At 37.3% G+C, this 8,920-nt stretch carries 8 protein-coding genes and 1 pseudogene; 3 read left to right on the forward strand and 6 right to left on the reverse strand.

The genetic code is table 11. From position 1 onward, the window contains the following. Both L650_RS24490 and L650_RS0105720 read right to left on the reverse strand, forming a co-directional pair. Positions 1-266: pseudogene (locus L650_RS24490) on the reverse strand (IS4 family transposase); the annotation flags it as partial. Positions 267-1,118: 852 nt separating this feature from the next. Then, positions 1,119-1,328, reverse strand: a complete 210-nt coding sequence (locus tag L650_RS0105720) for a hypothetical protein (RefSeq protein ID WP_029772491.1) — start codon at positions 1,326-1,328, stop codon at positions 1,119-1,121. Between the two features lie 809 nt (positions 1,329-2,137). Between L650_RS0105720 and L650_RS0105725 the strand changes: the two genes are divergently transcribed. Continuing rightward, positions 2,138-3,016: a hypothetical protein gene (locus L650_RS0105725; protein WP_029772492.1), complete on the forward strand. Its 879-nt coding sequence runs from the start codon at positions 2,138-2,140 to the stop codon at positions 3,014-3,016. Between the two features lie 16 nt (positions 3,017-3,032). Here L650_RS0105725 and L650_RS0105730 read toward each other — a convergent pair whose 3' ends face one another. From L650_RS0105730 to L650_RS0105740, 3 genes are all read right to left on the reverse strand, one after another. Further along, the gene (locus tag L650_RS0105730) at positions 3,033-4,001 is read right to left on the reverse strand and encodes a replication initiation protein (RefSeq protein ID WP_029772493.1); all 969 of its coding nucleotides are present in this window, start codon (positions 3,999-4,001) and stop codon (positions 3,033-3,035) included. 708 nt (positions 4,002-4,709) lie between these two features. After that, positions 4,710-4,994 (reverse strand): hypothetical protein, encoded by a 285-nt coding sequence (locus L650_RS0105735; protein ID WP_029772494.1) that lies wholly within the window; start codon positions 4,992-4,994, stop codon positions 4,710-4,712. Between the two features lie 130 nt (positions 4,995-5,124). Then, complete coding sequence (locus tag L650_RS0105740) at positions 5,125-5,517, reverse strand: hypothetical protein (RefSeq protein WP_029772495.1); 393 nt, start codon at positions 5,515-5,517, stop codon at positions 5,125-5,127. A gap of 578 nt (positions 5,518-6,095) precedes the next feature. Here L650_RS0105740 and L650_RS0105745 point away from each other — a divergent pair. After that, entirely contained in the window at positions 6,096-6,299 is a 204-nt protein-coding gene (locus L650_RS0105745) for a hypothetical protein (RefSeq protein ID WP_004589242.1), read from the forward strand. 77 nt (positions 6,300-6,376) lie between these two features. Here the strand turns inward: L650_RS0105745 and L650_RS0105750 are convergent, their stop codons facing one another. Then, positions 6,377-7,600 carry a zinc ribbon domain-containing protein gene (locus L650_RS0105750; RefSeq protein ID WP_223230541.1) on the reverse strand — a complete coding sequence of 408 codons (1,224 nt, stop codon included), beginning with the start codon at positions 7,598-7,600 and terminating at the stop codon, positions 6,377-6,379. 208 nt (positions 7,601-7,808) lie between these two features. On the opposite strand from L650_RS0105750, the gene L650_RS0105755 reads away from it, so the two are divergent. Further along, on the forward strand, positions 7,809-8,920 hold a 1,112-nt coding region (locus tag L650_RS0105755), incomplete at its 3' end, for an ISAs1 family transposase (protein ID WP_029771904.1).

Here is an 8,920-nt window from a genome sequence, read left to right on the forward strand (position 1 = left end):
CCCTGACGTAGCAAGCGGGTCATTTCGCCATAAATAAGCGGCGCCTCTGCTTGAAGCGCTTCATTTCTTAGCAAACGGTCAGCTCGTTTGATGCCGTGTTTTTATGACGTTTCACTGTCAAAATTACGGCCGATAGCCGTTACCGTGCATTGGCCATTCTGCATCAAGCTTTGTACTGCCGCCCCCACAGCTAAAAATCGGGCTTTGTGCATACATTTGGGGGTGACAAATGAGAGGAAATCGGCGAGCATTGTTTTTACATTCATGGCAGCATTCATGGTTAGGTGTTTTTGGCGAAAGATCAGATCGGGAACTGCCATGAATGTTCCCTTCGCCTCTAACTATTTGTTTTATCTACGCCATTCGTGGGGATTCGTCAGCTATATTGCTTTAATTAAACTTACAAATACTTTTAGGTACATCTGATATTTGTGCAAGCTATAAATTCGTTGCTCACCATTGACTAGAAGTGTCCGCTTTTGGCACTCTCCAGCCACTCGACAACATAATAATTGGTAAAGTATTTTACTGTGTCTGATGGCGCTTAGCTTATCCGACCTACTCTGGCACTAACTGAAAATACTTTTACTCTAAATTAAAATTGAAGCTCTAATCAAAAATATCAATTTTTGTGCCCTGTTTTACTTCAAATTGTAGTTATTCTCAAGCTGTGGCTCAAAATCATCTGAAATGATGGTACCCACAAGCCCACACTTGATATCTAATATTTCATAATTTATACGTTGATGTTTGTCGAATCAAAATATTTTAACTAGCTTAAAGGCAGACTGGTCAAAAACTTAAATACTTATAAAACTAAAAAAGCGCCTGATTAACTCGGAGCGCTTTGTGTTTAGGACAAATAAACAGGTTTTATACAAATTTAAATAACAAATATTTGAGCGCTATCTTCATACTACGCTTATTGCTTTGGCAATATTGCTCATAGTTAATTATGCCAATAGCCATTTTGCTACAGAATAAAGTGAGCGAAATAAACCACGCAAAATTTTGAGTTGATTGATATTGAAAAAATAGTATAGCTGAGCCAATGAATGCAATAGTCGAATAGACGACTTCTATTCGATATTGATTAATAGTTTTCAATATTTTGTGCATTAAAAACCATCATCAAACGAGTCAAATGCATCAAAACAGTCATCATTGTTTGAATCGGCTATCGACTCTTCAATTTCATAAACAGTCATTACTCTGTCTGGTTGACCTACCACATTGCCACCAACATCTACGATATTGCAACTCGCATTTGTGATAGGTAGTCCTGTTGTTGGATTAATAGCAATATCAGTAACGTCATTATTTTTCATTTTTTAAACCTAATAATCATTAATTTATACTTTTAAATTTAATGATTTCGTGATAAAAAACAAACTCGTTTGACTGCGCAGCTCAGCAACAAACAGTTTGCATAAGTAGTTCCCCCTCCCCTTACTTCACCTAATTTTATTAAGTAAAAACCCCTTATTATTTTCTAAAAAACTTTATTAATTAGTTTAATTTGAAGGCGGTTTTTGTCTGCAAGACAGGTTTTTTAAAACGCATTTTTCGGCACGAAAAACTGCAAAATAGCGCCTCAGAATGAGGCCAACAAGCGCGTAATGTGGTGTAGGCGAAGCCGTAGACACATGGAGAAAGCGCGAATGTACAGCTGGTCTGTACTGACCGCGATAGTGTTTCGCATCAGCGAAATTCGATTAAAATTTGGCACAAATTGATATCGAACCATCTATTTTCGTAGAAAATAAAAGCGAAGAAAAATGCGGATAATGGGGCACCCATCGCATTGTCTGAAGCGGCAGTATGGCGGTCAGTACGGAGCGTAGCTCGTACATTCGCGCGGGGTCTACAACGCTAGCGCGATAGCGCGTCGAGTCAGCTCGTTGCGGAGCAACACCAGAGCTGGCGGGCGTTTTAGACCCTATGGTTGAACAACGAAGTTGAGAAACCATCCGCTGACAGCGGTTTTTGTTGCGATAATTATCGCGACAATGATTCCGTGCATGCTGTCAGAGCATCTCGGAATGAAAAACGGAAATACATTTATAAAATGATGATAATTTTTGTGTTGCGGTGCTAGTTAATTTTAACAATTAACTCACCAAAAGGCTTTTGTGAATTGACTCAGCAACCATCAAAAGATTTAGAAACGAACAACTTACTTCTCACTCACTACCCTCGCTATTTTGATATTGATATGCGGTATTATCCAGGCGCAAACAATCATCAAAAAGGGGTTAACCGAACTAGGTTGACCGTATTAATCGCGATTCGATTTTCCATTATTACCCCAGGCATTGTTCGTTGGTTATATGGCATCAATCATCGGTTGGCATTAGAGCATTTAAACCGGCTAGAAAACGATGGGCTATTGCGTGTGGTAAAAACACACCGAAGTCCAGATGGTCGTGTCTACGTGCCTACCTATACTGCAGCCAAATTTGCAGAGGAGTTAATGGGCATCGATATACATTTTAGAGCGAATAGAAACCCTGCTCTGCAGTTCAATCAAAACAATGTAATGCATAACCTGATTAATGCATTTGTCATGCTGCGCGGTATACATAATTACCACAGTGATGAAACGTACGCACCAATGTGGAATGGGTTTATTACCGAGCCTGAATTTAAACGTATTAATAACCTATCTGATACACGAACTGTGGATGGTGCTGTGCGACTCCTAGATGGCTCTGTTGCAGCAATTGAAATTGAGCATTCATTTAAAAATAAAACGGCACGACAGGTCATTTTACTAAAATATTTGGCCTCGTTAAAAGAAGCAGATTACAGTAAGATTTTTTTATTCTCTCAGTCGGTCAAAATTTTTGATGATATAAAGCGATTACATGAGCAGCTACTTACGGAGCTACCTGAACGTTACGACAAAAAAACACGAGCACCACTTCTCAGTGAAAGTGATGCTGAGCTGCTGCGTGCCTCAATAATATACCGAACTAAATTGTGTGAAGAAATTAATGAAATGTTTTACTCGTAATGCAGTAGTATAAACATTAAGGCGTTATGGTTTTTTTGTTCAATTGTTTAGAGTAAAAAATCTTAGTTTCATCGTCACCAAGGATTTTTGCATACGTTATACAGCGCCTTATATCGACTTTTGCCAACCTAAAATCAGGGTTTTGATTCTGTTTTAACAACTCATAGGTTCTTAATAGCTTGAGGTTTTCACGAGCCCAGACACCTTCTTTAGCTGACCCTTTTTTGACTTTAGGGCGGCGAAATAGATTCGGCCGTGCTATATGTTCACTTTTACTAGGGCATTGGGTAAAGTACGCAAACTCAATCGCAGTAATACAATTGCCCATTTTTTTTGGCCTAAACGTTACGCATATATCTGTGTGAGCATTGATTTTTTCAATAGCGGGTATGAGTACGCGAGCCTTAAAATCCCGCCATGCTCCGTATGATTCGGATAAAAACAACTTCTTTTTCATCTCTGGTAGTTGTAAATTCAGGACTACAGAGCCCCGTCGTTTGTAATTTTTATAATTTCGCACCTCGTTTAGAAGGGCATACAACCGAAATGATGCTAACGTGTTAAGTTTTACTGTGTTATGAAAATATAATCGTGTGAAATCACCCTCTATATTAAAAATATAGGGCTCGATGGCTTCTGAAAACTCCAGTGCAATAAACGAGCCCTGATTTTTCAGCTTTTCGTATGTAACATTGCTCACCCAAGGGATTGAAAGCGACTGCCCGCTATCGTCTAAAATGCTTACAGATTTATCTCTTAGTGACTCTGCAGCTGCGCTCAGCTGCTCATAAACGCTGTGCTTACTCAGACCGAAACACTTGGCATATTCCGTTGGATAAATCACAATTTTTCCTGGGTTAGACTTTTTGGAGTTTACTTTAGACAGCGCGAGATTTATTAATCGCTGCTCATTAATATCGAGCGAATAACCCGCATGTAACAGCTTATTGCCGAAAACAATTCTTGGAGAATTTTTACTGCTCATTTCTCTACCTCATTTCTAGTTTATGCTGTTATGCTAACCGCGGCCCAACCAATAAAAGAAATTTCGGTAAGTTTTTTGATAAATAAAATTTTTATTTATTCACAGCATACATGTCCCCCTAAACCGTATAAATTGCCTACTCATTTCGTATAAAGTGCCACAACAAACATATAAACTGTCCACCAAAACAGTGAATATTTCATTTAATTTCAATAAGATAAACCACTCTAAAAGTATTAAAATAGAAAAAATAAAAATACAGGCACATTTGCCACTTTTATAAATTTATTAATTCATTTCTGACGGTTAAAAAATAAATTAATTATTTTTTTTAATTTTTTTGACCACGCCACTATGATTTGTAATGAGGCTACTGAGTGAACTAACTGACTTACTGAAATACGCAAAAGGGAGGTAGACGTATCTACCTCCCCTTTGCATTTGACCTATGCGCCCTGCCAAACATGATTACAATGACTGCGCTTTTGAGCCACCGTAACGAAATCCTGTATTTGCGCAGGACCTCCTCCCAGGTTTGATACTCAGTAACTGAGTAAAATGCCCTATTAAACGCTATTGCAGTTAGGGCAACGAATCAGCAAATAATGATTCACGGCATATTTTGGGAGACATGATCAGGCTGTTACTTTTTAATTTGAAAATAACCATTATGACCTAGTTCAACTGCTAATTATTTCCAATTTCACACTAAGCAAAAACATCATCTTCAAAGTCGCACGGCAGCTCCACACGCTCTACAGGGTCGCTAATTAGAGCATGCATAATCTCGTAGGTGAGTTTTCGCATAGCATACTGGTTGAGCGCTCTATTTGCTGTAATTTCAGGGCCAATAACCTCCCACAGCTCATCTAAATTCGCATTATCACTGCGTAATTCTAATAAGTTTATCTGATGGTCATTAGCGGAGATTACTCGGCTAAATGTTTGTAATAAATTTAAAAAATCCAATGTTGATACATATCTATTTTGCATGTTCATAACTATCCTTGTGTGGTTTGTTATCAAAATCGATAACGTATTAGTAAATAAAATCAGACATGGGTATTTAAAACGGTTTACGAAAAAAATTTTTAAAAAAGCGAACAAATGTTCGCTTAGGGGGTTATGCATTGTCGATAATATCGACCCAATCACTTTCTGTTGCTGCAAAAAATGCAGTTGGCGTTTGCATAAATATTTGCTGGAACTCTTCAGAGAACAGCTCACAAAACTGTGTTATTTGCTCTATGTAGATAAGTAAAAAAAGCGTCATGTCGCGCCCTTCTAAATACCTATTCTCAAAACTTGGATTTTTTTCCAACATACTATTTGAAATACTAATGCCAAGTATTTTTCCAACGCTATCTCTATGTAAATAGATGTAATTATTGAAATTTAACTCTAATGTTTGTTCATTAACTACATCTGCTAACAATAAAATTGTAGAGCAGTCATCCCACGGAGATCTACTGGCTCGAACGTATTGGCGAATAAATTGAGATTTAATATTTTTCATGATTTGTCCTCGTTAATTGTCCTGAAATTAACTAGGGCCATGCGATGGGTAAAAATAGAAAATCACGTTTATGTAGGCTAAATTTGCAAAAAGAATAAAAATCATTAAGGTTAAAAAAGTTCCTAACTTTGAGGTAGAACAATATGACTGATTATATTTGGCTATTACCTGCGACCATACTAACAATAGTTTTAGTCAAGCTTATTAAAAAGTCCAGAAAGTAAACCTACACTTTAAGTGCATAAATAATTCAGTGTGAAAAATAACTTAAGCCTACCTATTGATAATAAAAATATTGAACAATTAATGAACCAACCCTAACGATCGCTTAAAAAAAACACAAATAAAATTACTTTATCCTCCATTTATCTAAAAAAAATTAAATAAAATTTTGTATATTTTTCTGAATTTTAATCAAGATGAAACGTAAATCTCCATTTGGCGGAGGTATTCAGAAGTTCATCAAAAAAATCACTAAACTTTTGAAATTTATTGAAATTAGTTATCATAGTACTATTAGTTTGATTAATTAAAACTTCAAGCTAACCAATTCTTTTTTTAATAAATTAAAGGTTTCTATGCAAATTATTTTTTCTAATAATGATGGACTTCAAATGCAAAAAGGATTTGCGCTAGCGATAATTACCAATCAAGGTAAGATTATTCAGTCAGGAATGGTTGTTGAGTCAATGGTCTTTGAAGCCATGTTGGCCCACACTATTGAAACCTTTTGTTCTAAGTTTACAAGTATTGACCCTAATTATTTTAAAGAACCTCAATAGCTAAGCCCTTTAGCTAAGTAATATTAAGTATGGCCTGTTGCAAGGTTAAACTTGCAACTGACCTCTTCGTAATTACGTCAAAAGTCATAACCACTAACTAGCTCACCAGTATGTTTATGCAGACGTAACAAACGCCTCTTATCATTATGAAATTCAAGTAAAAGCTCAAAGTAATCAGCATTTGAGGTACCTAACAGACGCTCAAATACATTATTGAGGCCACCTTTATCGCCGCTAAATGTATTTAATTGTAAACTGATGCTTTTAAAAGTGTCTTTAACTAGTTGACGAATAGCTAGACGTTCGTCGTTGGAAAGTTTTATAAGGTTTTTAGTAATTGATAACCACCGATCAGTTACTTCATCACGAAATGAGTTATCAATTCTAGCTAACTTATTTTTACTAATACTAATCTGCGACTCAACATCACGTGCCTCAGACTCAAGTTTGGATATTTTGTTAGCAATGGCCTGTGGCGGAGTTCCATTTAAAGTCAGAAGAGCCTCAGTAAATAAATCTATATCACCATTAATTTTAACTAAACGCGCCCTAAGATTAGCCTCTTGGCTGTTAATGGCCTCCCTATCTCCACCTTTTAACAAAATACGCTGTAGGTTAACCTTATCTTGGCAAAAAGTGACAACTGCTTTTTCTATCACATCAATTTGGACGGTTGAATTCATTTCACAGTTATTTTTTCGCCGTGCTTCAACACAGCCATATCGTTTATGGCTGCTTTTTACTTCATTCAAACATTTGTTTCGATAAACAACATGTGAACCTACAGACTTTCCGCAATTGCCGCATTTAAATACACCTACCCCAGATAAAATACCAACAAACTTCTGTGATTGTTTAGTAGCGCCACGCTTAGATGAATCAGCGACTAAAAAGTTAAATTCAGATTCACTCATCAGCGGAGGATAATAACCTTTAAGGCCATACTCTGCATTCCCTACTTTTACATTGAGCTCACCAATAAGTGAACGACGCTTAACCTCTTTATATACATTGGCACCAGTATGATGAATAGTGCCTGCACCAAACTCACTATTAATTAACATTGCTATTTTTATGCCGCCATATCCTTTTTTAAAAAGCTCTATTTTGCGGAGCATAATTTTTTTATGATGTGGCTCAAATTCAAATATTTTTTTATCATCATTCCACACAGTCCAACTAGGCGGCTTACCACAATTTACTCTGAATCCACGCTTGCCCGCACTCCAATCATCACACTGCTGTTTCAATACATCTCGTACACGTTGAGATTTGGTTTCACTCTCTTCATTTGCTCGCATGAAGATCATCAACATGGCAAGTAACTCAAACGGGTTTTCATCAATAAGTTGGCTGTTATATTCTTTGTTGTCTATTGCGGTTATTACTGTAATACCAGCATTGATTATCTGAGTTACAATACTTGCGCACGGCAAGATCATTATAAATTGAACTTATAGAGCAAGTAGTGATCAGATCAAGGCATAATAATTACTTGGTCGCATAAATATGAGCACTACTTTTCTGAAACATTTTAATTCAATTACAGATCCTCGCATTGAACGTTGTAAAAAGCATGAACTTATCGATATTCTTCTCCTTGCTATTAGCGCTGTACTCTCTGGTGCAGAAGGATGGGAAGATATTGAAGACTTTGGGCACCTAAAGCTTGATTGGTTAAAAAAATACGGTACGTTCAACGCAGGAATTCCAAAACATGACACGATTGCTCGCGTCATGTGTCGGTTAAAAGCAAATGAAATAGAAAGGGCATTTCAATCTTGGATATCATCACTGATTGAAACCACAGGTGCAGATATCATCGCTATCGATGGCAAAACCGCACGACGTTCATTTACCACAAAAGACAGAAAAAGTGCCTTACACACGGTCAGTGCATGGAGTTGCCAACACCAGTTAGTGCTTGGGCAGACGGCTGTTGATAATAAAACAAATGAAATCACCGCAATACCAGAATTACTCACCCTGCTCGATATTGAAAACAGTATCATTACGTTAGATGCGATGGGATGCCAACAAGAAATAGCAAAACAAATCATCCAACAAAAAGCAGATTATATTCTTGCACTTAAAGGTAATCATTCAGGCATGCAAAAGGAACTAGAAGCGTGGTGGCACAAGTGCGAGCGTGAAAGGTTAACTCAGCATAATTGTGATGAATATACCGAAATAAGCTCAGGACATGGGCGTGTTGAAACACGTACATGCCAGCAGTTACTTATAGATAAAAGCTGGTTAGGCAAGGATTATCGTTGGCCTGGCTTAACGAGTATTATTAAGGTCAGGGCTGAAGTTCATGATAAGTCGGCAGGGTCGGATACCACTGAAACACGCTGGTATATAAGTTCATTAGACTTAAATGCAGCGCAAGCACTCAATGCGGTACGCAGTCACTGGCAGGTTGAAAGCATGCATTGGATGCTTGATATGAACTTCAGAGAAGATGAATCGAGAATACGCAAACTTCAAGGGCCATTAATGTTTAATGTAATGCGAAAGATAGCCATGGCGCTTTTTAAACAAGATACATCTAAGTCAGCTAGTATGGCGAGGAAAAAGAAAATGGCAGGGCTAGACGATGATTACCGCTCAACCCTGTT

Source organism: Pseudoalteromonas sp. TB51 (genome assembly GCF_000498055.1).
In the GTDB taxonomy this organism is placed as follows: Bacteria; Pseudomonadota; Gammaproteobacteria; order Enterobacterales; family Alteromonadaceae; genus Pseudoalteromonas; species Pseudoalteromonas atlantica.

Excerpts from the sequence above, each read along its gene's own strand:
- L650_RS0105745 (WP_004589242.1), top strand. The coding sequence starts at position 6,096 with ATGCAAATTATTTTTTCTAATAATGATGGACTTCAAATGCAAAAAGGA.
- L650_RS0105720 (WP_029772491.1), bottom strand. The coding sequence starts at position 1,328 with ATGAAAAATAATGACGTTACTGATATTGCTATTAATCCAACAACAGGA.
- L650_RS0105750 (WP_223230541.1), bottom strand. The coding sequence starts at position 7,600 with ATGCGAGCAAATGAAGAGAGTGAAACCAAATCTCAACGTGTACGAGAT.
- L650_RS0105740 (WP_029772495.1), bottom strand. The coding sequence starts at position 5,517 with ATGAAAAATATTAAATCTCAATTTATTCGCCAATACGTTCGAGCCAGT.
- L650_RS0105735 (WP_029772494.1), bottom strand. The coding sequence starts at position 4,994 with ATGCAAAATAGATATGTATCAACATTGGATTTTTTAAATTTATTACAA.
- L650_RS0105730 (WP_029772493.1), bottom strand. The coding sequence starts at position 4,001 with ATGAGCAGTAAAAATTCTCCAAGAATTGTTTTCGGCAATAAGCTGTTA.